The sequence below is a fragment of the Thermodesulfovibrio sp. 3907-1M genome, assembly GCF_040450955.1.
In the GTDB taxonomy this organism is placed as follows: domain Bacteria; phylum Nitrospirota; class Thermodesulfovibrionia; order Thermodesulfovibrionales; family Thermodesulfovibrionaceae; genus Thermodesulfovibrio; species Thermodesulfovibrio autotrophicus.
In genome coordinates this window covers 159,134-182,787 of the sequence record NZ_CP144373.1, presented here as the reverse complement: position 1 = coordinate 182,787, position 23,654 = coordinate 159,134, and the positions used below count along the sequence as shown (strand labels likewise).

General features: G+C 33.5%; 34 protein-coding genes. 15 read left to right on the top strand and 19 right to left on the bottom strand.

What is annotated here, in order from left to right:
* Window positions 1–26: 26 nt before the first annotated feature.
* The 11 genes from V4D30_RS00970 to V4D30_RS00920 form a co-directional block, all read right to left on the bottom strand.
* Window positions 27–2,552, bottom strand: coding sequence for a TraC family protein (locus V4D30_RS00970; RefSeq protein WP_353684387.1), 2,526 nt, complete (start codon window positions 2,550–2,552; stop codon window positions 27–29).
* A gap of 1 nt (window position 2,553) precedes the next feature.
* Window positions 2,554–3,495 carry a conjugal transfer protein TraF gene (locus tag V4D30_RS00965; protein ID WP_353684386.1) on the bottom strand — a complete coding sequence of 314 codons (942 nt, stop codon included), beginning with the start codon at window positions 3,493–3,495 and terminating at the stop codon, window positions 2,554–2,556.
* Window positions 3,492–4,100 (bottom strand): signal peptidase I, encoded by a 609-nt coding sequence (gene lepB / locus V4D30_RS00960; RefSeq protein ID WP_353684385.1) that lies wholly within the window; start codon window positions 4,098–4,100, stop codon window positions 3,492–3,494. The genes V4D30_RS00965 and lepB overlap by 4 nt, the downstream gene beginning before the upstream one ends.
* A complete protein-coding gene (locus V4D30_RS00955; protein WP_353684384.1) occupies window positions 4,039–4,365 on the bottom strand; it encodes a hypothetical protein in 327 nt (108 codons plus the stop codon). The genes lepB and V4D30_RS00955 overlap by 62 nt, the downstream gene beginning before the upstream one ends.
* Window positions 4,362–5,108, bottom strand: a complete 747-nt coding sequence (locus V4D30_RS00950; protein ID WP_353684383.1) for a DsbC family protein — start codon at window positions 5,106–5,108, stop codon at window positions 4,362–4,364. Before V4D30_RS00950 ends, V4D30_RS00955 begins: the two co-directional genes overlap by 4 nt.
* A gap of 48 nt (window positions 5,109–5,156) precedes the next feature.
* Window positions 5,157–5,648: a lytic transglycosylase domain-containing protein gene (locus V4D30_RS00945; protein ID WP_353684382.1), complete on the bottom strand. Its 492-nt coding sequence runs from the start codon at window positions 5,646–5,648 to the stop codon at window positions 5,157–5,159.
* Window positions 5,638–5,997, bottom strand: a complete 360-nt coding sequence (locus V4D30_RS00940) for a hypothetical protein (protein WP_353684381.1) — start codon at window positions 5,995–5,997, stop codon at window positions 5,638–5,640. The genes V4D30_RS00945 and V4D30_RS00940 overlap by 11 nt, the downstream gene beginning before the upstream one ends.
* A 16-nt stretch (window positions 5,998–6,013) precedes the next feature.
* Window positions 6,014–6,304: a VRR-NUC domain-containing protein gene (locus V4D30_RS00935; RefSeq protein WP_353684380.1), complete on the bottom strand. Its 291-nt coding sequence runs from the start codon at window positions 6,302–6,304 to the stop codon at window positions 6,014–6,016.
* 61 nt (window positions 6,305–6,365) lie between these two features.
* Window positions 6,366–6,557: a hypothetical protein gene (locus V4D30_RS00930; RefSeq protein ID WP_353684379.1), complete on the bottom strand. Its 192-nt coding sequence runs from the start codon at window positions 6,555–6,557 to the stop codon at window positions 6,366–6,368.
* A complete protein-coding gene (locus tag V4D30_RS00925) occupies window positions 6,538–7,125 on the bottom strand; it encodes a hypothetical protein (RefSeq protein WP_353684378.1) in 588 nt (195 codons plus the stop codon). Before V4D30_RS00925 ends, V4D30_RS00930 begins: the two co-directional genes overlap by 20 nt.
* Window position 7,126: 1 nt before the next feature.
* A complete protein-coding gene (locus V4D30_RS00920) occupies window positions 7,127–7,795 on the bottom strand; it encodes a hypothetical protein (RefSeq protein WP_353684377.1) in 669 nt (222 codons plus the stop codon).
* A 268-nt stretch (window positions 7,796–8,063) separates the two neighbouring features.
* Between V4D30_RS00920 and V4D30_RS00915 the strand changes: the two genes are divergently transcribed.
* Window positions 8,064–8,255: a hypothetical protein gene (locus tag V4D30_RS00915; protein WP_353684376.1), complete on the top strand. Its 192-nt coding sequence runs from the start codon at window positions 8,064–8,066 to the stop codon at window positions 8,253–8,255.
* Window positions 8,256–8,344: 89 nt separating this feature from the next.
* Here the strand turns inward: V4D30_RS00915 and V4D30_RS00910 are convergent, their stop codons facing one another.
* From V4D30_RS00910 to V4D30_RS00895, 4 genes are read right to left on the bottom strand one after another with little or no spacing between them, the layout of a single operon-like run.
* A complete protein-coding gene (locus V4D30_RS00910; protein WP_353684375.1) occupies window positions 8,345–8,845 on the bottom strand; it encodes a metal-dependent hydrolase in 501 nt (166 codons plus the stop codon).
* Window positions 8,826–9,233, bottom strand: a complete 408-nt coding sequence (locus V4D30_RS00905; RefSeq protein ID WP_353684374.1) for a hypothetical protein — start codon at window positions 9,231–9,233, stop codon at window positions 8,826–8,828. The genes V4D30_RS00910 and V4D30_RS00905 overlap by 20 nt, the downstream gene beginning before the upstream one ends.
* Window positions 9,214–9,420, bottom strand: coding sequence for a helix-turn-helix domain-containing protein (locus V4D30_RS00900; protein ID WP_353684373.1), 207 nt, complete (start codon window positions 9,418–9,420; stop codon window positions 9,214–9,216). Before V4D30_RS00900 ends, V4D30_RS00905 begins: the two co-directional genes overlap by 20 nt.
* A complete protein-coding gene (locus V4D30_RS00895; protein ID WP_353684372.1) occupies window positions 9,396–9,560 on the bottom strand; it encodes a helix-turn-helix domain-containing protein in 165 nt (54 codons plus the stop codon). The genes V4D30_RS00900 and V4D30_RS00895 overlap by 25 nt, the downstream gene beginning before the upstream one ends.
* An 843-nt stretch (window positions 9,561–10,403) precedes the next feature.
* On the opposite strand from V4D30_RS00895, the gene V4D30_RS00890 reads away from it, so the two are divergent.
* Genes V4D30_RS00890 through V4D30_RS00880 form a run of 3 tightly spaced genes read left to right on the top strand, consistent with a single transcriptional unit; the run spans window position 10,404 to window position 13,090 of the window.
* The gene (locus V4D30_RS00890; protein WP_353684371.1) at window positions 10,404–12,152 is read left to right on the top strand and encodes an ATP-dependent RecD-like DNA helicase; all 1,749 of its coding nucleotides are present in this window, start codon (window positions 10,404–10,406) and stop codon (window positions 12,150–12,152) included.
* A gap of 15 nt (window positions 12,153–12,167) precedes the next feature.
* Window positions 12,168–12,383: a hypothetical protein gene (locus tag V4D30_RS00885; RefSeq protein ID WP_353684370.1), complete on the top strand. Its 216-nt coding sequence runs from the start codon at window positions 12,168–12,170 to the stop codon at window positions 12,381–12,383.
* Window positions 12,380–13,090 (top strand): hypothetical protein, encoded by a 711-nt coding sequence (locus V4D30_RS00880; protein WP_353684369.1) that lies wholly within the window; start codon window positions 12,380–12,382, stop codon window positions 13,088–13,090. Before V4D30_RS00885 ends, V4D30_RS00880 begins: the two co-directional genes overlap by 4 nt.
* On the opposite strand, the gene V4D30_RS00875 is transcribed toward V4D30_RS00880, so the two are convergent.
* Both V4D30_RS00875 and V4D30_RS00870 read right to left on the bottom strand, forming a co-directional pair.
* The gene (locus V4D30_RS00875; protein WP_353684368.1) at window positions 13,074–13,577 is read right to left on the bottom strand and encodes an ImmA/IrrE family metallo-endopeptidase; all 504 of its coding nucleotides are present in this window, start codon (window positions 13,575–13,577) and stop codon (window positions 13,074–13,076) included. The genes V4D30_RS00880 and V4D30_RS00875 overlap by 17 nt on opposite strands.
* Window positions 13,525–14,241, bottom strand: a complete 717-nt coding sequence (locus tag V4D30_RS00870) for a helix-turn-helix transcriptional regulator (RefSeq protein ID WP_353684367.1) — start codon at window positions 14,239–14,241, stop codon at window positions 13,525–13,527. Before V4D30_RS00870 ends, V4D30_RS00875 begins: the two co-directional genes overlap by 53 nt.
* Before the next feature lie 140 nt (window positions 14,242–14,381).
* Between V4D30_RS00870 and V4D30_RS00865 the strand changes: the two genes are divergently transcribed.
* The 11 genes from V4D30_RS00865 to V4D30_RS00815 all read left to right on the top strand — a co-directional run bounded on the left by V4D30_RS00865 (window position 14,382) and on the right by V4D30_RS00815 (window position 22,716).
* A complete protein-coding gene (locus V4D30_RS00865; RefSeq protein ID WP_353684366.1) occupies window positions 14,382–14,981 on the top strand; it encodes a hypothetical protein in 600 nt (199 codons plus the stop codon).
* Window positions 14,968–15,543, top strand: a complete 576-nt coding sequence (locus tag V4D30_RS00860) for a hypothetical protein (protein WP_353684365.1) — start codon at window positions 14,968–14,970, stop codon at window positions 15,541–15,543. Before V4D30_RS00865 ends, V4D30_RS00860 begins: the two co-directional genes overlap by 14 nt.
* Window positions 15,518–16,705, top strand: coding sequence for a ParB N-terminal domain-containing protein (locus V4D30_RS00855; protein ID WP_353684364.1), 1,188 nt, complete (start codon window positions 15,518–15,520; stop codon window positions 16,703–16,705). The genes V4D30_RS00860 and V4D30_RS00855 overlap by 26 nt, the downstream gene beginning before the upstream one ends.
* Before the next feature lie 43 nt (window positions 16,706–16,748).
* Window positions 16,749–17,498: a complement resistance protein TraT gene (locus tag V4D30_RS00850; protein WP_353684363.1), complete on the top strand. Its 750-nt coding sequence runs from the start codon at window positions 16,749–16,751 to the stop codon at window positions 17,496–17,498.
* 60 nt (window positions 17,499–17,558) lie between these two features.
* Entirely contained in the window at window positions 17,559–18,098 is a 540-nt protein-coding gene (locus V4D30_RS00845) for a hypothetical protein (RefSeq protein ID WP_353684362.1), read from the top strand.
* Window positions 18,099–18,178: 80 nt separating this feature from the next.
* Window positions 18,179–19,615, top strand: coding sequence for a TraM recognition domain-containing protein (locus V4D30_RS00840; protein ID WP_353684361.1), 1,437 nt, complete (start codon window positions 18,179–18,181; stop codon window positions 19,613–19,615).
* Window positions 19,581–19,865, top strand: coding sequence for a hypothetical protein (locus tag V4D30_RS00835; protein ID WP_353684360.1), 285 nt, complete (start codon window positions 19,581–19,583; stop codon window positions 19,863–19,865). Before V4D30_RS00840 ends, V4D30_RS00835 begins: the two co-directional genes overlap by 35 nt.
* 21 nt (window positions 19,866–19,886) lie before the next feature.
* Complete coding sequence (locus V4D30_RS00830; RefSeq protein WP_353684359.1) at window positions 19,887–20,612, top strand: hypothetical protein; 726 nt, start codon at window positions 19,887–19,889, stop codon at window positions 20,610–20,612.
* Window positions 20,613–20,617: 5 nt separating this feature from the next.
* A complete protein-coding gene (locus tag V4D30_RS00825; RefSeq protein ID WP_353684358.1) occupies window positions 20,618–21,952 on the top strand; it encodes a hypothetical protein in 1,335 nt (444 codons plus the stop codon).
* Window positions 21,953–21,955: 3 nt separating this feature from the next.
* Complete coding sequence (locus V4D30_RS00820; protein WP_353684357.1) at window positions 21,956–22,456, top strand: hypothetical protein; 501 nt, start codon at window positions 21,956–21,958, stop codon at window positions 22,454–22,456.
* A 17-nt stretch (window positions 22,457–22,473) separates the two neighbouring features.
* A complete protein-coding gene (locus tag V4D30_RS00815) occupies window positions 22,474–22,716 on the top strand; it encodes a hypothetical protein (protein WP_353684356.1) in 243 nt (80 codons plus the stop codon).
* 56 nt (window positions 22,717–22,772) lie between these two features.
* Here the strand turns inward: V4D30_RS00815 and V4D30_RS00810 are convergent, their stop codons facing one another.
* A complete protein-coding gene (locus V4D30_RS00810; RefSeq protein ID WP_353684355.1) occupies window positions 22,773–23,000 on the bottom strand; it encodes a hypothetical protein in 228 nt (75 codons plus the stop codon).
* A 250-nt stretch (window positions 23,001–23,250) separates the two neighbouring features.
* Window positions 23,251–23,622: a hypothetical protein gene (locus V4D30_RS00805; protein WP_353684354.1), complete on the bottom strand. Its 372-nt coding sequence runs from the start codon at window positions 23,620–23,622 to the stop codon at window positions 23,251–23,253.
* Window positions 23,623–23,654 lie beyond the last annotated feature (32 nt).

Here is a 23,654-nt window from a genome sequence, read left to right as displayed (position 1 = left end):
AAGCTATTAATATGGAAGTTACAGTTTTAACCATTCCTATACTTCCTTATCATCTCCTCTATTGCCTGTTCGTAACTCATCCCCTGAGAAACCATCTGCTCAATTTCTGCAATTTCTTTAGGGTTGGACGTGTAAACGTAGTAAGAATAAGGGTCAACTTCTAACCGTACTATACCAATTCCAAAAGTATCACTATGTATGAAAATTTCCGAATATTTTGGAGCATTGTACTTTACCGATTTAAGTAAATTCATAGTAAAATCATCAAAAGTGATTAATTTTAAATCCTTTGCTCTTTCAAAATCGCTACTTTCAAGGAAAAATCTGAATTCACTTGATGAGTTGATAACATCTCCAACTCTACCAAAATGTTTTAAATCAAGTATGCTTTGAGTGATTATCCCGAAACTACCTCCATACTTTCTTGCTCTACGATAACCTTCTTCAATAACCTTTTTAAAAACTTCTGTATCCTGTAAAAACTGCCATGCCTCATCAAAAATAACCATACGAGGGTTTTGTCTATCACTTAAATACAAATCCATCGTTGTCATGTTTATAACCTGTAACACCACGACCTTAAAAAGGTCTTCCAATGCTTTTAAATGCTCAAGTTCAAGCACTACAAAATCATCATGTTCTATGTTGAAATTAGATTTCCCATTAAACCACCTTCCATATACACCACTGGAAGTGAACTTGCTTAAATTAAATGCAAGATGAGTAGCTATTAATCTGAAATCTTCAACGCAGGCTTCTTTGCCTTCACATAGAATTTCTTTTTCATCATAGTATTCAGGAAATCTTGCTAAATACTGTTGAACGTAGTCTATACAGGCATCTTCATCAAATCTGTTTATTGCCCATCTAACCGCTGCGCCTATAAGGTTAACAACACTTTCATGGTTCACTCCTTGTGGTAATACTCCCGTTGAGGAAATAGACATTTGTAAAATGATATTCGCAATAACTGGAATATCGTTTACAGGGTCTTTTATGTTAGAGAATGGATTTATGCATATATCACTTTCAGGAGAAAATTCAAGGTACTTGCCATTAAACATTTTTACCAATTTTTTATAGCTACCACCAATATCTACAATTCTTATTTTTGCTCCCGCTCCATAGTAATTTGTAACAATAAAGTTTGTTAAAAAAGATTTTCCTTTACCTGAAGGTGCTGCAATGTAAAAGTTATAGTTTGACGCACCTTTACTAAATAAATTTATCCCTATAATTTGTCCTTTTCTGCCCAAAAACATCAGTACAGGTTCTCCAGTCCCACAATAATCTGTCTGTAAAGGGCATAATGCAACCAATGTCTCATTTGGCACTATAAAATCTCTATCTAGTAAAGTTATTGTTTTATGGTCAATTATGAATCCAAAAGGTAAACTGTAAATAAACAGCGGAGTAAGTATAGTTTTGTCTTCCTGCATTACTGCACCTGTTGATTCCCAAAGCCTTATCACTTTATACGTTGCTGTTCTTGTCTGTTCCTCATCTTCCGAATAAACCCAAACTATAGGAATAATTCTGAAAAATTTTTCTCCCTTGTCTATTCTGTCAATCGCCCAGAAAAATTCTTCCTTTTTTCTCATAAGAGAAGGTATGAGAGAACCAACTGCCTGTTGCCCGAATACAAGATTGGCTTTACCATGCAGTTTAGTCTTCATATCTTCAACCAGTATGTTCAGGGTAAACCAGAAGGGTGTATTTATTTGCAGAATATCTCCTGATACCCCATCATAACTACCTGTAACCCTGTTAGCCCAGAATGCATCTATTTCTGCAGGTAAGTTCTTTACTGTTACACATCTGAAAAATCTTTTTGCTTTTTTCCCATCTGGCATACTCCCTGTAATCTCTATCGTATTTTCTCTTACATTGATTTCAGTTTCAGAGAGAATAACTTGCTTATTAATCGGGCTGTATGGATACCATAATTCAGGATTTTCAAAATTTCTCAAATTTAACACTTTTCTTAAAAAAGAAATATATGTCTCAACCCCTACATGCTCAGGTAATAAGTTTGCTGCATGTAAAGTTTCTTTTGTGGAAGTTATAATTTCTTTTAACTGAGTTTCACTTACATTTTTTGCTGGCATTTTTATAGTAAAAAATAAACGATAATTTCTTACAGGAGGATTACCATATTTCTTGCTTTCATAGTGTTTTCTTAAAGACTGATAGCTTTTTTTGATATAATCAGGGGCATACACTTTTGATTTTTCGTAATGGTCAAGATATACTGAAACATCTGGGTCAGCATATAATATAAACTGGAGAACACTACCAACAGGATAGCCGATACGGAATAGTCCTTCAAGAACTTTCAAAGCTTGATAACCAAGTGCAAGAACAGGGCAACATTCAAACATTATTCCATAAGTGTCATCCTGATTGTAGAAAATCTTTCTTGTTTCATCAAAAGCAACAGGAGATAGGTATTTACTTAATTTGTCCCTTCTTAAATTGTTATATAATTCTGCTCTTTCCAAAGAGGTTAATTCAGGTTCTTCTTTTTCTAAGCCTAAAAGTTTTAATAACATCTTACTTCACCTCTTTATCTTTATTATTTTTTTTCCATAAAGGAGAAGGTTCTGTTGGATCAAGGCTTGTTCCTTTTTGAAACTCATAAATTCCATATCTCTCTGGCACTTCCCCCTCCAGCATTCTTATAGCTCTTGCCGTTCTTATATATATCTCATCAAGAGATATTACCCCCGCACTTATAGGCATATATTGCCCTGTTTTTTTGCTTACAAGTATTATCGTTGGAGTAACTTCAATAGCGAAAGTTCTTTGAGCAGATGGATTTTTGGTTATATCAACCACTTTTATAGGAATACCATCAGCTTCCGCGTATTTTAAAATCTTTAATTGGCTTTCACAATAGGGGCAATGAGGTTGTACGAACACAATGTAACCATACTCTTGTGCGTTTTTTCTTGCAAACTGTCTTAGTTCACTTTGAGTTAGCTCAGCTTTTTCAAATAGTCCCGGACCCACAATTGGTATATCTCTTTCCGTGCTGAGTTCAGGATATTTTTGCCATACATACCCTGAATAGTGAGTAAATAACAATGCCTTTTTTCTTGCTACATCCTGTAAATTGTAAAATTCATAAACATTTTCCTCTGTTGGTCTCTGAACAGCAAGCTTAAGGTAATAATCGTAAATTTTTTTAAACTCATCAGGATGCATGTAGAGAAGTTCCTCATAAGAGTACTCTTTAAGAAGTTTTGGTTTCCATTGTTGCTCTTTAGAGTCTTTATCCTGTGTTGCTACTTCCTTGTTTTCTTTTTCCTCTTTTTTAGGAGCAGGTTTTACATAATTCTTATACCACCACCAGCCTTCCTTTGTCGGAGAATAGTAAAAAGGAGTGTTTTTCTGGTTATCTTCTGCTTTTTTAGGTTCAGTTTGAGCGTATCCAGAATATGTAACCAGAATAACAGCCAAAAAAATTATTATGCTTACTATTTTTCTCGTCATATTATTGGAATTGTTTTGCAAAGTATTTTGCTAAAAGGTACTAACCCAAAGTATCTGGAGTCATAACTGTCCTTGTGAGTTCCTGCAACAAAGTAATAACCATCTGGTATTCTGATTTCACAATAAGAGTTCCCTTCATTATCAACTTTTTTTGCAGCGAGATTTAATTTATCTTGAGAAGGGAACATACAGGGATTAAATGGAGTTACAGGTTCTCCTGTTTTTGTTTTATGCTTTGCAGCCCCTATAAAAGAGTCATTACAGTAGTAATCATCGCCTTTTATTTTTAGAACACTACCAGGAGCACAAAAAACTTTTTTAGTAAGATAACGACCTTTTGCAATAGGGTCATCAGGATCGGACATTATAATAACATAATCGCCTTCTCTTATCTCTTTTGAAAAACTTTTAATGAACAAAGTTTTATTAAGACTTTCTCCTGTTGATATAACCAACGAATTGGCAATGCCCCACCCAAACAATGCAGAAACAACTAAAATCACAATAACAAATAGAGCCCTTCCTTTGTTTTCTTTAAACAAATTAATTTTTCCCATCAGAAGTTTTTGTTCTTGTTTCAATTTTTGGTGTAAGGTTTTTAACACGATCACCTCCCAAAATTACATCTGAAGTTATAATTACATTTCTTTTTGGAGTTGAATTAACTATTGCTTCTACGACGTCAATCCTGCGTTGCAGTTCTTTATCATCAATCTGTCCTGTAACGTAAAGGTCTCTAAGCGTTGCTACATACCCCTTAAGGTCAAATGTAACTATCTTCTGGCTGAAAAACTGATCGTAAACGAACACCACTCCTGACGAAACTACGAGAGAAATTAAAACCGTTACAAGTATTTGTTTTAGTCTCATTTTTTCTCCTTTGCGTCAGTATTGCTTTTGTTAAGTAAAGATTCAATTAAAGGAATATTGGCCCCGTATACTGGTTGACCATTCACGACCAGAAAAGGAGTTCCTCTCACTCCAAGCTTGTTTGCAGTTTCAGTATAAAAGTTTATGGTGCTTTTTGCTGATTCCAGACATTCAGGGCTTACCTTAAAATTTTTCCCCGGTGTAGACATTATTTCGTGATAAGCCTTCTCTTTGTTTTTACTGCACAGCAGGTAGCTTATTTTCTCCTGAGAACCGTTATGAAATGGCAGGAAGAACAGGTATTCCGTTACGTCCTTTCTTTTGCTCATAAATTGATATACTTTCTGACAGAAAGGACATTCAGGGTCAGTAAAAGTGATAACTTTATTCTTTCCTGTGCCTACTTTAACAGCTTTATCAAGAGGTAGAGATTCAATCTTTTTAGCCATTAATTCCTGTCTGCGTTCACCGGTAATAGATTTGCCTGTAGTTGTCCACAGTTCACCAAAAAAGACGTACCCGTCAGGATGATAATAAATGATTTGCCCCCCTGTTCCAACAACTTCGTATATCCCTTTAACTGGCGTTTCTTGAACGGACTCTACATCAAAATTCGGGAAAGTTGATTTTAATCTTTTAGCGATTTCATCTAAGGAGTTCGTGCTTTCAGCATAGAGAATTCCTGTTACAGCAACAAAAAGAAGAAAAGCCACCATTGATACTAACATTGTTGTTTTTTTCACGTTATCCTCCTTTTTTTTTAGTTTTTACTTTTTATTATTACTGCTTGACTATTCTGCTCTGGTGTAAGTATAAGGCTTTATAACTTCATAGATTTTTTTGCTATACTTGACTCTTTTGTAACTGCTTGTTGCATTGTAACAACCAACAGCCTCCCAGGTGTAGCCAAGTTTCTGTATGCATTGACTTAATATCCATGCTCCTACGTAAATGTTGTAACAAGGGTCCCAGAGCCAGCTAACATTTTTAAGTCCATAATTCTTTAAAACAGGTATCCATGACGAATTAATTTGCATCAAGCCAATATCGTAAGTGCCATTTTTATTTTTATTGAGAGCGTAAGGATTAAAATTACTTTCTACTTTGGCAATTCCCCAGAGTAAGTGTGGGTGTATCTGATAATATTCTCCCGCTTGAATAAAACATTGATTTAAACTTTCAGCATTAAAAGTAAATTTTTTTTCATTTTCATAAGAAGTTTGTGCGAATGCAAAAAGAGTCATAAAAACCACGCAAATGACCAATAAACTCTTAACAAACATGCATGGTCTCCTTGCTGCATTTGTTTTCACAGAAATGACGACTTGATGTTTGTTTTCTTGCATTCAGAATTTTTTTTGCTTTTTTAACTTCTGGTTCCACTTTTTGCATCACTTTTTGAGCTTTTGCAGCACCTACAATAAAACAGAGAAGCCCGTAAGCATTTTTTTCCCAGAACTTTATCACTTCTTCAGGGGAGTCATTGTACTTTTTTAAAAACTTTTCGGTTTTCTGTGGATTTTTAATGTAGTTGCACAAATCTTTATAGTAAAGATGAACCAATTCGGCAAACAAGCGTTTTAAATAGGTTAATTTTGGATTATTATAGTCTTGATCTGCGTAATAAAACATTTTTTCACCCCTTTCTTTAATTTTTTGTTTGTTTAATAAAAGTTATTAAATCATCAAGACTTTTAACCACCAGAGCAATTCCGCCCCTTGATGCAACATCATCAAGAAACTGTTTTTGTTTTTCTGTAAGCTTACTGTTAACCTTGCACTCAATTGCCACAAATTTGCCCTCAGGACTGCAAGCAATAATGTCTGATGCTCCTGCCTTACCCATTTTTATCGCTCTTTTCCCGTTTTTACTTTCAAGAAAAATAAATCCTGAATTATTTCTTAAAACGATGTAACCATTGAGAGAAAGATAATCCATACAAGCCCTCACTAAAGCAGACTCTTTTTTTGAGTTTTTTCTTGTTTGCCCTGTGGGGTGATTATTCTCTAAAAATTTTTCCCCATTGTTCAACAAACTCTTTAACAGGGCTTTTGTTGTTTTGCTTCTTATTAATAGCATTAAATGCTTCCTCTGATATTTTGATTTCCTCAATCACGAAAGTATTTTCCAGATAAGGGGTAATTGATATTAAAAATTTGTCATCTTTCATCTCAATTATCATTGTTGCCATTATTTTCTCCTGATTTTTGTATGTTTTTACTTAAAGTTAAGTTTAGAGAGTTAATTTTTTCAGCGTAATCAGTTATTATTTTTGCAATTTTATTTACCCCTTCAAGGTTGCCTGTATTGGAGTACTCAAGTCTTACCCTGCCAAGTACTTTGAAACCAATTGCTATCTGGGCACATTCGTTTGAGCGTGGGATAAAAACCATTGCATTTCTTGCCCTTGCAAGAGTTTCTTTCACTTCGTCTCTGTCATTCAACTCCTGCCAATTTTCGTGATTGTAAGCATAAAGGGATGGAACGACCTTTTTAATTTCTTCCCAGAGAGAACTGCTCAGCTTTTTAACTTCTTCAATTGCTTTTTTTGCATCCTGCAAAGAAACAGTAAATCCCGTGTTTTTCATGATGTTGTTCACTACCTTGTCAAGGTCAAATATTGAACGAACAATGTTTGCAGGGATGGATGCGTTGCTTACCCTGATAACGATGCTTCTTGGATTTTGAACCAATCTCTTCTTCTTTTCAATGATAATTTCCTTTTTGCTTTTTGTCTGGGTCTCCGTTGTTTCTGTCATTTTAAGTACCTCCTTGAGATGATTTAATTTCAATATCAATATTACCTACAAGGCTTTGTAATATCTTTTTTGCCGTGATAAGATTCTTCCCTTTTTCTCCTACGAGAATCCCCACAGAACCATTTTCCGTATATACGGTTGCCTGCCCAAGAGAGCGAAAGTAAATAACCCTGCTGATTTTTTCTTCAAAAACAAGCAGGCTTGCTATAAGGTCTTCAATGTCCGGTTTGTAACGAACAAAAACAAATTTGCCTTCAGGGAAATATTTTTTGATTTCATCAGAGTTTTTTATGTAAGCGTGAAAAATTTCATTGAGCTCTTTGTTAGTGTATTGCCTGTCAGTTTTTATTAGAATTTTGAAAAGATTTTGAAAAATAGCAACCTTTTTTATCTGTAATCCGTAATTGGTTAAAATATCCCTGAAAAAATACTCAAGAATTTTTCTGATGTATTGAGGGCTTTTCTGGCTAAGGAAAATTGTTGCCCCTTTAACCTGAAAAACTGCCGCCCATCCTGAATCGCCGATTTTGTAGTCCTGTGCTGCATGAGTCTTTGGCAAAAGTGCAAAAAGGTCTGTTCCTGAAATGTGAACAAGATAAGCGTTTTTATCGGGGTCTTTTCTTACAACGATAAAAGGAATAAGGTAGCCAATTTTTATTAAAAATTGCATGTATTTTTTTATTACTCTCAAAACCTAAAAAATGGTTTAAAATTTTTTTGCAAAAAAAGTAATATATAAATAGATTTAAATTAAGTAGATTCCGAAAAAATTTAAGAATTTTCTTCTCCCCCCTTTTTTCTGTTTCCCCCTCAATGTAGGGCTTTTATTTTTTTAGTTTTTTATTTTTTTAGTTTTTTTATCTTTTTTCCCCTTTTTTTCAGAAATTTTAAGTTGCCCTACATTGTAGGGATTCAGAAAACCTTTAGGGAGGAGAAAAATGATGAAATATCAAGTAGTGGAGAAAATCAATTCAGATTTCCTGTCAAAGGTGACAGGATTAAAAAAAGAAGCAATTGAAGAAGTGTTCATGATTGGAGACACCTTTAGAATCAAAGAAAAAAGGTTTAAAATTATTTACAGAACAAAAGAAAACAACGAGATTATTTTCATTTGTCATGTATGGAATTAAGGCGGGGTTATCCCGCCTTTTTTTGTTTTTAAAAACTATGTCACGACATAGTTTTTGTTCGGGAGCTTCCAACGAGAGAAAAAATTTTTTTATTTCAAAAAAAATAGCATACCAGCCAGGAGGGAAAAACTAAGCAGATATTCTGCTGGTGAGCCTGTTCTCATTAAGCCTAGAGTGAAAACTCTTTTTGTTGGATGCAGTACAGGAACGGTTGAACTTAGAGCATCCTCAAGCACATGCAAAATGCACCCAATAGAGAGAAAAAATCCTCCATAAAAAAGGAGATAAATCAATGTTTCTGAATTAAACACAGAAAAAAGGGATATATATTTGCCGACAGGGAAAACCAACGCATTAATTTTTAATTTGAATTTCAGATAGCTCCATAAAAAAATTGCCACTCCGATGTATCCAGCAAGCCAATGACTGAGTCTTCTATGATTTTTTCTCCACCTTTCACTTTCGTAATCGTGTCCTTCAACTGCATCAGGGATTATGCTGCCAGCTGCCGCAATAACGCTACCTGCAAAATTCCCTGTTAAAAGCATGGTAATTGCAAAAGTCGAAATTTTATGATTTATCCACTTCATTGCCCCTCCTTTTTTTTAAGGAATGAATCCATGCTTTTATGTCTTTTACTTTGAATCTGTATTTACCATTCACTTTTTCAGCAGGGATAACTTTGTTTTTGACCTTATAGAACGTGTATCTGTAAGGCAAGGAAAGTGCTAAAGCAAGAGCGTCTATACCTTCTATGGCTTCATCATCTTCAAATGTTGAAAGTTCCTCCGGGATTGTGGCGTCAAATTTCAGGGAATTTTTTATCCAATTGATGATGTCTTCAACGTCATAGAGATAGTATCTGCCAATTTTAACCTTTTGCAGAACAATCCCTGCTCTCTCGGCATAAACCAAAACGTTTGGTTTAATATTGAGAATTCTGCAAACTTCCGTTTCGTTAAGCAGCAATTTTTTCAAATTTTTTCTCCTTCCATTTTTTTAGTTCTTCAAGTGGAAATCTCAAAAAATGCCCTATCTTTATGTATGGAAGGTTGTGTTTTTCCATGTACCAGTTAAGAAGAGTTCTGCTTTTTATGCCAAGCAGTTCCATTGCTTCTTTGGTTGTAATGAGGATTTTTTCTAATTTTTTCTCTTCTCTACCCATTTTTTTAAATCCTCCACATTGAAAAGGTAGTTTCTTCCCGTGAGCCTTATATGAGGAATTTTTTCTTTTTTTAAGGCTCTCTTTAACTGTTCTGGTTTTAAACTTAACATGTAAGCTGCTTTTTCAATATTTACCAGCATGTATATTTATTACTTCTGGTTTTTCTCAATAAGAAAGCATGTGATTAACGTGATCCATAATGCCCTGGAATTCACTTAAACAGGTCATGGTTTTCTTTTGAGGAAAGAAAAACAGGCTTTGTAATTTTTGCAAAGTTTTTTTGCGTTTCCTGTTTCAATAACTACGAAGTAGTTATTGAAAGTTTTTTTCTTTATTGTAGGTTTTGTATATAGTATTCAATATCTAATACCAAACCAACAATAAGAATCTAATAATACATACTCTCTTTAGTTGGATCTATAATCGTACGCTTTATAATGAGCTATTAATATGTATTATATTCCTTACACCGGTTAATCGCAAAAAAGTTTTTATTTTTCAATAATTTACAAAAATTAAAAAAAGGATTTTGGCAAACAAGGGCAAATTAAGCTAATTTTAACCCCTCTGCCGGGAAGTACTTTCCCGTATCCGTAAGGGAGGAGCATTTACATTTCAAATTAAATTGACCATTTTAGTCAATGTAATCTGTTTTCAAATTAAATTGACCATTTTAGTCAATGTAATCTGTTTTCAAATTAAATTGACCATTTTAGTCAATGTAATCTGTTTTCAAATTAAATTGACCATTTTAGTCAATGTAATCTGTTTTCAAATTAAATTGACCATTTTAGTCAATGTAATCTGTTTTCAAATTAAATTGACCATTTTAGTCAATGTAATCTGTTTTCAAATTAAATTGACCATTTTAGTCAATGTAATCTGTTTTCAAATTAAATTGACCATTTTAGTCAATGTAATCTGTTTTCAAATTAAATTGACCATTTTAGTCAATGTAATCTGCCCGAGGAATATATATTTATATGCCAACTATAACTGGAATAATTATAAACCAGATAACAACCAAATCAGGAACATGGGTTCAGCTTAAAAGCAGAACCTGGGTTTATATTCCTGATGTGATAAGTGATTCCCTTTTAGGGGCTAAAGGAAATTTTTGCGGAGAAAGAAAACAACGAAAAGGATGTAAACCTTTTATTTATGCTAGAGAATATTCTATCCCTGAATATTTTGATATTCAAAAAGTAATACCAAAATTAGTGCAATATTTAGAGAAAATAAATTTTAAAAACAAATCGCTGTTGAAAATTCAGATCATTCTGAATTTTCTGGTTTATTTATTTGTAATTGGAAAACTTACTCTGATGAAGAAAATCGCAAAGTGGAAATCGGAAAAAATCTTGCATTATTGTAAGTATCCCTACGAATTTTATCTTAACGGACATCTTGATTATCCTTCAACAGACGTTATAGCACAGGCTTTAATGATTGATGAAAAACAGAAAATATATCCTCTTGCTTTCTTTTTGCTTGAACATGCCTATAAAAATGGTAAAGAAAACATAAAAGTTGAGGAACTTTACAGTGCTGTAAATAAAAGGTTGAGAGAAAAAATTTCTTTAGATGAATTCATAAAAATCATATCATCAGGGAGGAAGATGGTTCTTGTTGACGATAAAGTGTTTTTAAATCGTGTTTATTATCTTAAACAGAAGTGTCTTGAAATTGTATCAAAGAAAAACTCTCCTTCTCTCTCTTTATCAGGTTTACCCGAGCAATTGAGTGGAATTCTTTCATGGAAATACAGCGTTTTAACGGGAACAGCAGGAACGGGAAAAACAACACTTGTAAGACAATTAAAAGACAGCAAATTAAAAGTAATTTTTACAGCCACAACAGGAAAGGCAGCGAAAAGAATAGATGAGTCAGCTACCACGATACATGATTTGCTTGGATTTGGGCCTAAAGGATTCAGGAAAGACAGAATTAACGCAGACGTTGTGGTTATAGATGAAGCAAGCATGCTTACATGGCAGATTCTTTATCATGCATTAACAAAGATTGACGGGCATATAATTTTTGTTGGTGATCCTGAACAGACTTCCCCTGTACAGGGTTCAGCAGTTTTTCAGGAGTTAATTAATGCAATGCCTGAAGGCTCTGTTAAAAAGCTTAATGTGGTTTACAGAACGCAGAGAAATGAAAGAGTGCTTATGAAATTGAATAAGTACAGTGCTATCCAGAAAATAGTGAGTTTGTCTTCTTACATGGAAAGAAAAAATTACAACTGGCAAATAATTACACCACTTAAAAGGACAGCTTATGACATCAACTTAAGACTTCAACATAAATTCAGAGGGAATGGTGATGATAGTATTTTTAAGGTTGGAGACAGGGTAATGTTTTTAAAAAATCTCAGAGTTGATGGAGAGTTTATAGTCAGCAATGGGCAGGTTGGTACTGTTGCTGGCAGGGATGACGGATATTACGTCGTTAAATTTGGCGATAAACTCGTTAACTGTTTACCTGAAGAAATTGACCTTTCTTATGCGATAACCATCCATAAAGCAACAGGTTCTGAGTATGATTATGTAATCTGTTATATCCCTTATGGTGTAAATGGAGAATTTTTGACTGATGATTTAATAAAAGTTGCTTTAACCCGTTCAAAAGTAAGAACCTACGTAATATGTGAAGATGTCAATACTTTGCAAAAGTTAAAAAACTATCTCAGTTTAGAAAAAAAACTATGTCATGACATAGTTTTTTAAGGGTAATAAAAAGATATGCAAAAGTTTAATTCAAAATTTAAGCACAATTTTTATTCAGGTAGTAGAAATTTTCACAAATACAGGATAGATAATTTTCCAAATCATCATCAGAGTACTATTCACAGTAACAGTCGTGAAAACTATAATGAAGAGGAAATTCAATGGGACAGAATAATTGATGGCGATCACATAAGAAAACAAATAGAAAAAGTTAAAAAAGGGGAGTTATGAATGTAGAACAGGTTTCAGAAATAACATATCAGGAAATTTTTCAGAAAGCATTATCTCTGATAAGTCGCTCTGAAAAGGCAAGGAAAGATTTAATCGTAGCCAACTTTGAACTTGGTGGGCTCGTATCACAAATTCAGGACAATGCTCAATATGGAGATGGTTCGGTAGTTAAACTTGCAGAAGACCTTACGAAAGTTAAAGGTTATCAGGTAACTCCCGTTTTTCTGTGGGAATGTGCAAGAGTTTATAGAACATTTAAGGGGAATTTACAGAGAGTATGGCAACTTGAAAAGGAATTACAGTTAAGAGGAATACAGATAAGCTGGAGATTTCTTGTCAGAAATTGCACTCCTTTACCTGATCCTGAGAAAGTGCTTGAGGCAGAGGCATACTGGGAAAAACAGATGACGGAGTGGGAGACTGCAATAAGTGAAGTTGAAGAAACCATAGAAAAAAAAGATGAAATTATTGAAAAAATGCCACCGAAGGCAAAAGAGGCTTTTGAAAGTTTTGTTATGAGAGTTTCCAGGGGTAATGCAATAAAGGTCAATTTAAATTCCTCTGATAAACTTGAAGAAGCTTTAAAAAGGCTTGAAAAGGCAATAGACATTTTAAGTGAGATAGAGCCTGAAAATTATGATGAGAGAGTAAGAAAAATTCTTTTTGTCATAAAAGAGAAAATTGAAAAAATTATTGAGAAAATTTGACAAAAGAATTAATAATCAAAATTTCTTTCAGTCTGTACTGCATTACCTGTTCAGACACTTGAAAAAAATTGCAAAGACCTTTCATTGATGGGTTTAATTTCAATACCGATTTCAATTTATCTTTAGGTACAAGCAGCTCTGAGGCAAAAATATTGGCTTCTCTTTCAAGTTGAGAGCTGTTCAGAATAAAATCATCACTATCGTATAGAATTTTGAATTTTTTGAAATGATTTAAAAGTATATGCCCGATTTCATGGGCTATTGTGAATCTTCTATGGTAAAATGATTTTTCAACATTAACACCAATTATATATGGAAAATCCTTATGATCTCCCCTCAGTAAAACCCCTGAAATTTTTGGAAGTTTCTGGAAAATGACCATGGCACCTACAATTTCTGCTGCTTTCTTTACATCCACGGGGAAAGAGTTAAGATCATTCTTCTTCAGAAATTTTCTTGCCAGAGCTCTTATGCTTTCTTCTGTCATGTTCGGAAGTTTTCTTTTTGTAAGCCTGAATTATGTTTATTATACCATCCATGAGTTCATCAAGATTTTCATCCGAAAGGTCTTCCAGATTTCTGAGCAGTAATTCAATCTTATTATTTTCAAGTAGTTTTTTTATGTTATCAGGGATGTAATTGGCAAGTAGCAGGTATTCGTAAACAGATTGCCCGAGAGCCTGAGCCAGAGATATAACTTCCTTTCTTGAGAGAATTCCCCTGTAATTCAGTATAGCATTAAGAGATTTTTCTTCAATTCCTGTTTTTTTGATTATATCGTTTAGTTTGACGTTTTGAATATCTTTTTTTAATCTTTCCACAAAAGCAGCAGGCATACTTTCATCTGAGATGTATTTTTCAACTTTGTCCATCTGAAGAAGTAAATCCCTCGCTTCCGGTGGAATTTTTATCAGTGTCCTGTAAGTGAGAAGTTTTTTCAGTATTTCACTTTCCTCTTCAGCATTTGAAGCGAGAGCCCTTGCAAGTTTTCTGATTATATCATCGCTTGGTATTTGAGGTTTTTCGGGATGTTCAATGGCGTAGATATACATATCAGAGACGCCAACAAGCTTTGCAAGCTGTCTCTGGGTTAAACCCTTCTTAAGTCTTAACTCTTTAACCAGATTTTTAAATTCCAGCAAATTTTTCATATAGGTTAATTATAATTTTTTTTTGCTTAATTGTAAATATAAAAATTTTGTTGTAAAAAATTATTGACATAAATATAAATATTATGTTAATATCTCTTTAAACATATTAAAACAAAAAAGTTTTAAAAAGGAGGTAAAGGATGGATCAGATGATTATTGAAATTAACAAAAGTGATGGAAGAATAGAGGAATTGCTGGAAGAGGCAGGAGAAATTGCCCTGAAGTATTTTAAAGAGATGAAGTTCATAATAAACAAAATAATAAACCAGATAAAGAGATACAACAGGGTGTGTGAAGAGGAGGATTACTGGGAAGAGGCATATATTGCGATTCATACGGGAGTAATAAAATATAATAAGTTCAGAAAATTTTCAGTAGAATTTGACGAACAGGAAGATTTTGAGATTTTTCAATTACTTCAAAATAATCCCACCATGAAATTTGAGACGTTTGCTTACTGGTATCTCCAGAAGAGACTTTACAGGCTTGCTGATATGGGAGACGTTGAGTTTGTTGTTGAGAACGAAAACGGAGAAAAAACAATGATAACTGCTGAAGAGTATCATAAAAATCGCAAAAAGTACAATGGAAATGCAAGATCGGTGCAGAAAGTTTATAGTTTTTCAGAGTTATCTTGCTTAAATGGAGGTGAGGAAGAAAGAAAATATGAACCCATAAATTATGATGATTTTATTAACATAAAAAACAACAGAAAGGAGGAATTTGATGCTAACTATTGATGAATTTATAAAAAATAATGGTATGGTCAAAACCAGAGCTGACGTATATTCACTGATAAAACTTGGAGCTCTTAAAACGGTAAAGAAAGGTAAAAAAAGATATATAATCACTGATAATGATACTAATATTAAAAATATTGAAGAAATTAAAGAAAAAAGAAATCGGAATTTTTCTTTTTGCGTTTCTGAAATTCTCTATAAGAAACTTGCTCTAATTGGACATATAAAAAAATGTAATGTAATAGACGTAGCATTAAAGACATTGGAATCTATAATTGAAAGAAATTGTAAAGATACTAATAAGATGACTTTGAGATTTAATAAAGAGCAAATAATGAAAACAATTGAGCTGGAAGAAAAAATAAAAGAAATAGAAAAAACAATGAAAATGGTAAAGACATTTAAAATAGATGGCAAATATATAAAGAGAAACTTTTTCTTTATTTTCTTTTTTTTAATGTGTTTTGCCGATATACTGGAATATGAAAATTTTATTTACGATAAAGAAAATCAAGAAAAAAAAGGAGGAGTAAAAAATGAAAATCATGGAATTAAAACTTGATGAAATTAAGGTTGACAGGCAGGTATTTGAAGAAAATATAGACCTGGAAGCTCTTAAAAAAAGCATTCAGGATGCAGGAATGGTTTATAACCTTGTAGTGGAAGAAGAAAATGGGGAATACTATTTGAGAGATGGTTACGGGAGATATAAAGTTTTAAAAGAACTGGGATATGATAGGGCAAATTGCATAATTATAAGTGATAACATAAAAGCAATTGCTCTGGCGTATGATTTGAATCTACTCAGAAGACACCTTCCAGATGAAAGAATCAGATACTACAAACTTCAAAAGAAAGCGAAAATTCAGGAAAAACTGAATGCACTTAAAGAAAAGATTGCAGAAAAAATTGATTTACAGTCAGACAGTATTGATTTAGAAGAAGATGAGCTTAAAGTTATTTTCAGGCTTTCAGAAAAAGAAACAGAGATTTTCTGGAATGCGGTTGAAAAGATATACAGGAAAAAATATGAAAACGAAATAAACAGCTTGATTTCTCAAAGAGATGAAAAGGAAAGAAAAATAAAAGAACTGGAAAATAAGACTGTTGATATAGAGAAATTACAGAGGATGGTTCAGGAAAAACTTGCAGAAAAAGAAAAAGAACTTGAACAAAAAATCAAAAAACAACTTGCTTCTGAATCTGAACAGGAGAGAATTGCTTACGAAGAAGAGATTGAAAGACTGAAAGAAATCATTGAGTCATACAAAAGTGATATTGCGGAGTTGAACAGAAATCTAATTGAAACAACAAAAATAATTGATCAACTCAAAAAAGAAAAAGAGGCTTTTGAAGAGGAAAAGAGAAAGATACAGGAAAAAGAAAAAATCGCAGAAGATTTTGCGATGAAGTACAGAAGCGAAATTGAGTACCTGAAGAAAATTGAGATTAAGAACTTGCAAAATAAAATTAAACAGCAGGAAGATTTCTTAAAATCCATATCAAGACCCGAATCAATTATTCTGCAACTTAATGCGTCCAAAAACATGATAAATTCTGCTCTGGAAATCGTTGTTAGGATATATGATGCAATACCTGAGGAAGAGAGAAAGAAAATCGTCAAGGAAGTTAGCGAGATTACAGAACTTCTTAAGGTAATTGAAGAAACGATTAAGAACGGTGAACCTGTTGATACAGTTGAAATTGCAAAACAGAATAATTAAAATAAAAAATTTAATTTAATAAAATCCAGAAGGAGGTATTTGTATGCAAAAACCACTATTCAAAGTTTTATCAGTTCTGGTTCTGTTTGTTTTTATGGTTTCTCTTACAGGTTGCGGACAGATGATTAACGCTATTGAGCATTCAGACATGCAGGTAAAACTGAAAATGTCAGATACCATTTTTCTTGACCCTGTCGTAAAAGCAAAAAACAGAACTGTATATGTGGCAGTTAACAACACATCAGACATGCAGGAAGTTGATACGGGGATGCTACAGAACCTGATTGCAAGCAGGCTCACGGCAAAAGGTTATCAGGTAGTAAGTGATCCATCTCAGGCAGGGTACATCATTCAGGCAAATGTTCTTTATATGGATTATTACAGAGAGACTGGAACCAGGGAAGGAGCAGTAGAGGGAGCACTGGTTGGTGCAGGCTCTGGAGCACTGATAGGGCAGAGCAGAGACACGTCCATAGCATTAGGACTTATTGGTGGCCTTGTCGGTGGTGTTGGAGGAGCATTACTTGGCAAAGCACTCAAGGTTGAAACCTATGCAGGCGTGGTTGACGTTCAGATACAGGAAAAAACGGACAAACCTGTAGTAGGACAGATCGTAACGAACGCACAGCAGGGATCATCTACAACAATACAGACAAAGCAAGAAATTAGTTCAAATTATCAGATTTATAGAACTAAGATTGCTTGTACAGCGCAACAAACCAATATTGATAAAAACGAAGCCGCAAGGGCAATATTAGAACGCATTGCTAACCAGATTGGTGGAATGTTCTAATGTAAAGGGAGGGGAGTCCCTCCCTTTTTTTAAATTTTCATCAAAAAAAGGGGAGAAAAAATGAGAATAAATAAGATATTTGTATTATTTCTTTTTAGCGTGTTTTTGCTTTATGGTTGTGGTATTCGTGCAACTCATCAGGTTGGCACGTGGGAAACAGGCAAGGTAGTCAATCTTCAATTTGCAGACAAAGTGGTGGTTGTGCATACACATAATTTTTCAGAGTATTTAAGACATGAATTTGGTTATAAGTTACCGTTTGATGATATAAAAATTGAAGGAGAAGCTTCAACATGTTTGATTGTGGGCTTAAAGGGAATTTTACCGGGCTATGCAATTATAAATGATAGTGAAATTAACAATGTTAACCCTAATGCTAAAGTAGTGGATATAAGTGTTAAGGAATTAATTTTTAAAAAGAATTTCAGTCATACCGGTTATATAGCAAAAATGAAACTTGAAGTTAAGAATGGTGATAAAGTTGAAGAGATTTCCGCAAGTGGTAATGCTCCTTTATTTAGGACGGCAATGGAAAAAGCATGTGAGGAAGCGGGACAAAAAATAGCAGAGTTGATAGAAAAAAGAAAATCTTCTATGTAGGTGAATTAAAAGGGGGAAGCTTTTTAAAGGGCTTCTCCTTTTTTTTGTTTCAATGCAATATTAAGAAGTAATATCAATACATGCTTGATAAAATTCTTGAACTTAACAAGCAAGGCAAAATAAGAAAAACCTCTGAAATTTATCTTGGAGAGGGAGTAAGTTTAAACAGCGACAATTTTGAAGACTTTAAAATAAGAAAAATTTCTATTCCTCACAGCAAAAGAAACCAGCATTTTGGATGCATAGGAACCACCCGTATTGGAAAGTCAAAACTTATATCTCACATGGCATGTCAGGATATTCTTTCTGGTTTCAGCGTTGGAATATTTGATCCAAAGGGGGATGAAGAACTTTTAAGTTACATTATTTCAGCGTGTGTTCAGGCAGGAAGACTTGAGGAGTTTATTTTTATATCGCCGATACATCCTGATTTTTCTTTAAAAATTAACCCATTGCATTACTACTACATAATGGATGAGCTTATTTATCACGTTATAGCAGGCATACAGACAAAGGAAAAGTTCTTTTTTGACGTTGCAAGAGAAATTACGACCGTTATCGTTAGTTATTACGTTTTACAGGCACTTGCAAAAGGTGAAAAGAAAGCCTCTATAAACTTTTTTGACATAAAACAAAAAACAGATTACGAAGCCTTACAGCAGATAGTTGAAAACGTGAAATTTTATAAAAACCATTCCAACCCTGAAGTGAGAGACCTTGCCGAAGAGGTCATAATACACGCCGAAGAGGCATTAAGGTCAGGAACGCAGTATTTCAGCGAAGTTGCAGGTTCTTTAAGAACGGTACTTACATCATTAACTTCATCGGTTACAGGAAGAATAATTGGAAAGGCAAAAACAAATGAAATAATTAAAAAGCTTGAAACCAATCAACCTGTTATTTTTTATGTCTGCACGGGTGATCAGGTAACCCGATTTACTGCACATTCTATTGCAAGGATATTTGTTTCATCAATACAATCAGCGGTTGGTAGAATCCTTTTGAGTGGGAAAAAACTTAATCCCCCTCTTGCTCTTTATTTTGATGAGGGAGACACAATTCTTTACTGGGGGATTGAGTCTTTGTTTAACAAAGGTGGTGGTGCTAACCTCTGGATACATTTCTTCACGCAGAGTTTTTCTCAGATGATAGATGCAATTGGAGAACAAAAAGCAAGGTCAATTATAGATAATATTTCAACGTGGGTTTACATGAGAGTTAATGATAATGCCACAGCTCAATATATAGAGGAAAGTTCGCCTTATAGAATTATCTGGAAAGTAATTCCAAGTGTTGGTGATGCGAAAGCAAGTTTTTCATTGAGGGAAGAGGAAGAACGAGTGGTTCTTGCAGAGAGGGTTAAAAAACTTAAGCCACGTTATTATTATCTCAGATACGAAGGAGAATTTTATAAAGGGATTGTTCCTTTTATGTCTGAACCATTTATAAAAATTCAATTACCAGATGTGAGGGCTGTGTCAAGTGAAAGCCTTGAAAACATGGAATCTGCTGGTTAAAATTATATTTTTACCTGTTATTATTGGAGCAGCATTTTTATTTTACAAGCTCATCTCCAACCCGCATGAATTCTGGCTTTACATTGAGTCAAATAAATTGTTCCCCCGTATTATAGCATGGATTTCTCTTTTATTAGGGCTTTATGGAATAGCAAGCAGAAGATTTGCGGTATCAACTGCTATATTTTTGTTTTCTATTGCGTTTTTCTTTGCCTACATCGGAAGATTTATTTTTAAAAACATGTATTAATAATTTTAAGGGGAGAATGCAATGGGAAAAGATAGCTCTGTAGTAATAGCCCAACCTTCCGATATAAGGGCAAAGGGTTTGCTTCATGCGTTAAGTGAGATTCAACAGTTTTCTGCTGTTGAATACAGAACCAGCCTGCCAGAGGGAGTTGTTCCTATCCAGCCAAGAATGTCATTCTGGAGTCTTGCAGGTAAAGAGGCTTTTGTTTCAACTTTTTATACGTTTGTTACGGCACCATTTAGTTTTGCAGTTTTTGATAAAATACTCCCTGTATTTGGTAGTTATAACCCTAATATTACGGATAAGATTTTTTCCTATTTGCTATCAGCAGCTCCAACTCTTGCTTTAACAATGCTTATCATGTTTATTTTGACCACAAGAACTTATCTTGGCAAAACCACAGAGAATATAGTTACTCATTTTTTGCTCTCTTATATAGTTGTGAAACTAACTGTTACTCTGATTTTAGCAATGACGTTTATGTTGATTTACGAAAGACAACTTATGGAAAAGTTTTTCATAGAGGAGTGTATAAAACTTGTAAAAAGTAGATTTATTTCCCCTGAAACAAAACTGTTAGTTTATAAATTTGTTGATTGGTTATTAGAATTTAGAGAAATTATCCCTAAAGCGATTAAATTTTCTGTTGCATTGCACGTTGGAGTTGCAGTTGTGCTTTATTGTTCCTTTTTAAGGGCAAAATACAATGCTAAGAAATTAGCCAGGTTAAGACGGGAGTGGGAATAATGGAGATGCATTATTTTTATTTTATAATCGCTTTTTTAGTTCTGGTAACAATCATATACCTGCTAAAAGACATTTTGGTAGATAAATTAAAAAAAACTTTTACGGCCAAACAACAATGTCCTGCATTGACAGTTCCTCTTGAATCTCTCTCTCCATTATGGCTTAAGTATAACAAAGAGTTTAAAGATGAATCGGATAATTATACTGTAGATTTGCTTATCAATAGTTCTACTTCAAGCGTTACGTCAGAAAAACAAACAGAAAATACAGAAAATGACGTCAAGGTTGAAGAAAACGAAATTACAACTGCTAAACTTCATATGGTGAATGAATTTGCTCAGATTGATACCATTGGTTCTTTTTACAATGAAGTTATAAAGCCTTATGAGGAAATTTTTAAACAGCAGAACGTTTATGATATTTTGATAAATGTTTTAAAAATGCTTGAAAAACACGGCAATACTCCAAGTGTCGTGATAGACGTAAAGGACAACGAATCAGTTGATTTGATTTCAGTTAGAGAGAATCTTGCTCAAGTAAGTTTAAAAGAACATACTTTAACAGTTACAAGAGTTATGATTGATTTAATCAAGCAGAATTATTCAGAACCTGAAAACTTTGTCCCTCAGGGAGTGATAATAGCACTTGCTCATGATATAGGAAAAATTCCTGAACTCAGGTTGAGTGGAGTTTACAACTCTTATGACCACGCAATAGTGAGTAGCAACTGGCTTGCGGAACAGTTTACAGGAAAAGATGTTTTCTGGATGAAGCAGGCAATAATGGCAGTAAGAGACCATCACTTTAAAAGCAGAGATCCATTAACTCAAATGCTCAGGGATGCAGATAAACAGGCAAGACAGATGGAGCTTGTACAGTTCAGCAAAAACTACAGGATAGAAAGCATTGATAACTGGTTAGATGTGGATAAGTTGCTTGAACTTTTGTTGCCCAAAATCAATTTGACAGCAAAAGGGAAATGGGATGCTTTTACTCATAAAGGAATTATCTATGTTAAACCTGATTTGCTTTACGAATTAAGCAAGGAGTACATGTTTAACGAAAAAATACTTGACGTTACTATGCTTTATGAATCAGAAAAAGAGAGTGTGTTAAAGAAAATAGTTGATAAAATGAGAGAGAAAAATCTTATCCCTGATTTCATTGCACAGGGGTATGTTTCAAGAAAGTTTGAGATAAAATCAAAGATGCAAATAAAAAAGCAACAGATGGTACTTACGGCAATAAAAGCTGAACCTTTCCTTGATAGAATTGACGAAATAGAGAGAAGAAAATCAGGAACTGCACTTGAATTAATTGAAACAGTTGTACCTGTATGAAAAATGTCAAAAACAATGGGTAGTAAGAGAAAAAAATCAAAGAAAAATAACAAAGAAAATTTAAAACAAGAAAAACAATCATTGAAATTTTTTTTGAGTAAAGGTTTTACGCTTAATCTTCCTTATGAAAGTAAAGAGATAGCTAAAAAAGCAGGATTTAAGTATTTCCCTGATTTAAAAGTATGGATGACATGGGATTACAAGAAAGCATATCAGGTTTTCAGTAATGAACCAGAGATAAAAATATCAAAACAGTTATCGAATTTTTTCAACTTTTGGAAAGAAAATCTCTGGAAAAATGTAAGAGTTATACGAAAGGCAATATTTTACTTAAAAGAAAAATGTGATTTTGCTCAGATGAAAGATAGGCATGGTTTTAGTACAGTAGATAAGAAAACGGGATGGGAACTTGCACGCAAAACAAAATGGGATAAAAAAGACCTTGTGCAGGCAGCATGGATTGTTTACACTCATAGAAAGCAAGTGAAGCATATAATTAGATAGAAAGGAGGGATTTTATTATGGTTGAAGGTTTTGTGAGAGACAATTTTTTATTTTTCTATATTGACAAAGAAACAATTGGATTGGAAATGAAACTTCTTAGTCAAATTGTTCAGCAATATGGGGAACCTATAATTCTAGGACCAATGATAGCCTTGAAACCATTGAGTGGTGATCCCCAGGAAATCTTATCTTCTGTTATTAAAGAATTTCAAATTTTGTGGGATGAATATAAAAAGATTCGCAGCAAAATGGATTGGTAACAAAGAGTGAAAATCCTCCACCCCCGCCATCCCCTTTTTTCGGGTTAGGCGGGGGTTTATCCTCTTATATTCAACGAACAGGTGAAGCATAAAGAATAAAAAGGGAAAAATGATAGAAAATAAATGGTTAAGAAGGTTAAGTTAATAAGGTTGATAACAAACTGTCTGTAATTGACCTCAGCGTGAGCGTCTGTATAAGAGTTTGAACCCTGACCAATTCCAAATAAAGTTGATACAAATAAAGCAGCAAAAAGGCTGCTAATTCTTGTTACTTGTGTTTTCATCGTATCCCCTCCTTTATTGTTTATTGTTTTTTTTTGTTTTTATTGTTAAGCAGAGAGCTGGTAGCCAGCCCTCTGCTTTAAAGTTTTAAGCTACAAATTTTAAAAAAATTCTTTTCTTCAACATAGTTATTGTAAAGGTTATAATTTGGAATAAAAAAAGACTTTTTCATAAAAAAATATTAAGTTAAAACCATAAAAAAGGGGGACTGGATTTTCCAGCCCCTTTTGAATTTTTTGAGCTTTATAAAATTTATAAAAAACGCCACCTTACAAACTCGAAAATGCTAATTTTTTCACCATTTTCTTTTTCTATAACTTTTCTTTCGGTAGTCGGTATAGCTATTGGGAATTTATTTCTAATTTTCTGATAAAGTAAATAACAATATGTAAATTCTCCTTGTAACATAATAAATATAGATGCATTTGAATTTTTGTCTGTTATTTCTTTAGCTATTTTGTCAATTTCTAAAAAATTAATCATAGCAATTGTATCCACTTCTTCTGTTGTTGCCTTTGGATCTATACTTGGAAATGGTAAGTCTATTATCTCACTCCAATATTCTTTTTGTTTTTCATCCCATTTCTGAGATGGATGATTGGTATGATTAATAAGTATTCTCATTTTTCCCTCCTTTTTTTGCTTGTTTCTTATTT

Coding starts and splice junctions, on each gene's coding strand:
- V4D30_RS00970 (WP_353684387.1), bottom strand. CDS start 2,552: ATGTTATTAAAACTTTTAGGCTTAGAAAAAGAAGAACCTGAATTAACC.
- V4D30_RS00965 (WP_353684386.1), bottom strand. CDS start 3,495: ATGACGAGAAAAATAGTAAGCATAATAATTTTTTTGGCTGTTATTCTG.
- V4D30_RS00955 (WP_353684384.1), bottom strand. CDS start 4,365: ATGAGACTAAAACAAATACTTGTAACGGTTTTAATTTCTCTCGTAGTT.
- V4D30_RS00945 (WP_353684382.1), bottom strand. CDS start 5,648: ATGTTTGTTAAGAGTTTATTGGTCATTTGCGTGGTTTTTATGACTCTT.
- V4D30_RS00940 (WP_353684381.1), bottom strand. CDS start 5,997: ATGTTTTATTACGCAGATCAAGACTATAATAATCCAAAATTAACCTAT.
- V4D30_RS00935 (WP_353684380.1), bottom strand. CDS start 6,304: ATGGATTATCTTTCTCTCAATGGTTACATCGTTTTAAGAAATAATTCA.
- V4D30_RS00930 (WP_353684379.1), bottom strand. CDS start 6,557: ATGGCAACAATGATAATTGAGATGAAAGATGACAAATTTTTAATATCA.
- V4D30_RS00925 (WP_353684378.1), bottom strand. CDS start 7,125: ATGACAGAAACAACGGAGACCCAGACAAAAAGCAAAAAGGAAATTATC.
- V4D30_RS00920 (WP_353684377.1), bottom strand. CDS start 7,795: ATGCAATTTTTAATAAAAATTGGCTACCTTATTCCTTTTATCGTTGTA.
- V4D30_RS00915 (WP_353684376.1), top strand. CDS start 8,064: ATGATGAAATATCAAGTAGTGGAGAAAATCAATTCAGATTTCCTGTCA.
- V4D30_RS00910 (WP_353684375.1), bottom strand. CDS start 8,845: ATGAAGTGGATAAATCATAAAATTTCGACTTTTGCAATTACCATGCTT.
- V4D30_RS00900 (WP_353684373.1), bottom strand. CDS start 9,420: ATGGGTAGAGAAGAGAAAAAATTAGAAAAAATCCTCATTACAACCAAA.
- V4D30_RS00895 (WP_353684372.1), bottom strand. CDS start 9,560: ATGCTGGTAAATATTGAAAAAGCAGCTTACATGTTAAGTTTAAAACCA.
- V4D30_RS00890 (WP_353684371.1), top strand. CDS start 10,404: ATGCCAACTATAACTGGAATAATTATAAACCAGATAACAACCAAATCA.
- V4D30_RS00885 (WP_353684370.1), top strand. CDS start 12,168: ATGCAAAAGTTTAATTCAAAATTTAAGCACAATTTTTATTCAGGTAGT.
- V4D30_RS00880 (WP_353684369.1), top strand. CDS start 12,380: ATGAATGTAGAACAGGTTTCAGAAATAACATATCAGGAAATTTTTCAG.
- V4D30_RS00875 (WP_353684368.1), bottom strand. CDS start 13,577: ATGACAGAAGAAAGCATAAGAGCTCTGGCAAGAAAATTTCTGAAGAAG.
- V4D30_RS00870 (WP_353684367.1), bottom strand. CDS start 14,241: ATGAAAAATTTGCTGGAATTTAAAAATCTGGTTAAAGAGTTAAGACTT.
- V4D30_RS00865 (WP_353684366.1), top strand. CDS start 14,382: ATGGATCAGATGATTATTGAAATTAACAAAAGTGATGGAAGAATAGAG.
- V4D30_RS00860 (WP_353684365.1), top strand. CDS start 14,968: ATGCTAACTATTGATGAATTTATAAAAAATAATGGTATGGTCAAAACC.
- V4D30_RS00855 (WP_353684364.1), top strand. CDS start 15,518: ATGAAAATCATGGAATTAAAACTTGATGAAATTAAGGTTGACAGGCAG.
- V4D30_RS00850 (WP_353684363.1), top strand. CDS start 16,749: ATGCAAAAACCACTATTCAAAGTTTTATCAGTTCTGGTTCTGTTTGTT.
- V4D30_RS00845 (WP_353684362.1), top strand. CDS start 17,559: ATGAGAATAAATAAGATATTTGTATTATTTCTTTTTAGCGTGTTTTTG.
- V4D30_RS00840 (WP_353684361.1), top strand. CDS start 18,179: ATGCTTGATAAAATTCTTGAACTTAACAAGCAAGGCAAAATAAGAAAA.
- V4D30_RS00830 (WP_353684359.1), top strand. CDS start 19,887: ATGGGAAAAGATAGCTCTGTAGTAATAGCCCAACCTTCCGATATAAGG.
- V4D30_RS00825 (WP_353684358.1), top strand. CDS start 20,618: ATGCATTATTTTTATTTTATAATCGCTTTTTTAGTTCTGGTAACAATC.
- V4D30_RS00820 (WP_353684357.1), top strand. CDS start 21,956: ATGTCAAAAACAATGGGTAGTAAGAGAAAAAAATCAAAGAAAAATAAC.
- V4D30_RS00815 (WP_353684356.1), top strand. CDS start 22,474: ATGGTTGAAGGTTTTGTGAGAGACAATTTTTTATTTTTCTATATTGAC.
- V4D30_RS00810 (WP_353684355.1), bottom strand. CDS start 23,000: ATGAAAACACAAGTAACAAGAATTAGCAGCCTTTTTGCTGCTTTATTT.
- V4D30_RS00805 (WP_353684354.1), bottom strand. CDS start 23,622: ATGAGAATACTTATTAATCATACCAATCATCCATCTCAGAAATGGGAT.